Below are 1939 nucleotides of genomic sequence, written 5' to 3'. Positions count from 1 at the left end.
CATTGAGTGAAAGTGAATCGTTGAGTACGTCCGAGTCATTGAGTGAAAGTGAATCGTTGAGTACGTCCGAGTCATTGAGTGAAAGTGAATCATTGAGTACGTCCGAGTCATTGAGTGAAAGTGAATCATTGAGTACGTCAGAATCATTAAGTGAGTCAGAATCGTTAAGCACGTCAGAATCAATAAGTGAATCCGAGTCATTGAGTACGTCGGAGTCTATAAGTGCATCCGAATCGTTTAGTACGTCCGAGTCCTTGAGTGAAAGTGAATCGCTAAGTACGTCAGAGTCATTGAGTGAGTCGGAATCGTTGAGTACGTCCGAATCGATAAGTGAGTCAGAGTCATTGAGTACCTCCGAATCAATAAGCGAATCAGAATCATTGAGTACGTCGGAATCCTTAAGTACGTCCGAATCGATAAGTGAGTCAGAGTCATTAAGCGAATCAGAATCGTTGAGCACTTCGGGATCAATAAGTGAGTCCGAATCGCTAAGTACGTCTGAATCAATAAGCGAATCAGAGTCGTTGAGTACATCAGAGTCATTAAGCGAGTCCGAATCGATAAGTACATCGGAATCAATAAGTGAATCAGAATCATTGAGTACGTCTGAGTCATTGAGTGAGTCGACATCATTGAGTACGTCAGAATCATTTAGTGAGTCCGAATCGTTGAGTACATCCGAGTCATTGAGTGAAAGTGAGTCTTTAAGTACATCGGAGTCCTTGAGTGAAAGTGAATCATTGAGTACATCTGAGTCATTGAGTGAGTCAACATCATTAAGTACATCAGAGTCATTGAGTGAAAGTGAGTCTTTAAGTACATCAGAATCTATTAGTGAGTCAGAATCGTTAAGTACGTCCGAGTCATTGAGTGAAAGTGAATCATTAAGTACGTCCGAGTCATTGAGCGAATCAGAATCATTGAGTACATCTGAGTCATTGAGTGAATCCGAATCGTTGAGTACGTCCGAGTCATTGAGCGAATCAGAATCATTGAGTACGTCCGAGTCAATTAGTGAATCAGAATCGTTAAGTACATCAGAGTCAATGAGTGAAAGTGAATCATTAAGTACGTCGGAATCATTAAGTGAGTCCGAATCGTTGAGTACATCCGAGTCATTAAGTGCAGCGGAATCATTAAGTACATCCGAGTCGTTAAGTACGTCCGAGTCGTTAAGTACGTCCGAGTCAATTAGTGAAAGTGAATCTATAAGTACATCGGGATCAATCAGTGAAAGTGAATCGTTGAGTACGTCTGAATCAATCAGTGAAAGTGAATCGTTGAGTACGTCTGAATCAATAAGTGAATCAGAATCATTGAGTACATCTGAATCAATCAGTGAATCAGAATCATTGAGCGCGTCTGAGTCATTAAGTGAATCAGAATCATTGAGTACATCCGAGTCAATTAGTGAGTCCGAGTCGTTAAGTGAATCCGAATCGTTGAGTACCAGCGAGTCATTAAGCGAATCAGAATCATTGAGCACATCGGAATCCTTAAGTGAATCAGACTCGATAAGTACATCCGAGTCTTTGAGTGAGTCGACATCGTTGAGCACTTCAGAGTCATTAAGTGAGTCCGAATCGTTGAGTACATCAGAGTCATTGAGTGAAAGCGAATCATTAAGTACATCGGAATCCTTAAGTGAGAGTGAGTCTCTAAGTGCGTCGGAATCGTTGAGTGAATCCGAATCAACAAGTACATCAGAATCGTTAAGTACGTCAGAGTCATTGAGCGCGTCTGAATCAATAAGTGCGTCGGAATCATTAAGTACGTCAGAGTCATTGAGCGAGTCAGAATCAATAAGCGAATCAGAATCTATAAGTACATCAGAATCATTAAGTGAGTCAGAATCGTTGAGTACGTCAGAGTCCTTGAGTGAAAGTGAGTCTTTAAGTACATCAGAGTCCTTGAGTGAAAGTGAGTCTTTAAGTACATC

At 41.0% G+C, this 1939-nt stretch carries 1 pseudogene; it reads right to left on the bottom strand.

The annotated features are described in order from the left end of the window. Window positions 1–1939 (bottom strand): annotated as a pseudogene (locus LQ609_RS12520) (hypothetical protein); the annotation flags it as partial.

This window comes from Mammaliicoccus sp. G-M28, from assembly GCF_022386595.1.
In the GTDB taxonomy this organism is placed as follows: domain Bacteria; phylum Bacillota; class Bacilli; order Staphylococcales; family Staphylococcaceae; genus Mammaliicoccus; species Mammaliicoccus fleurettii.
The sequence above is the reverse complement of the archived record's forward strand: the minus strand, read 5'-3'. Positions and strand labels throughout refer to the sequence as shown.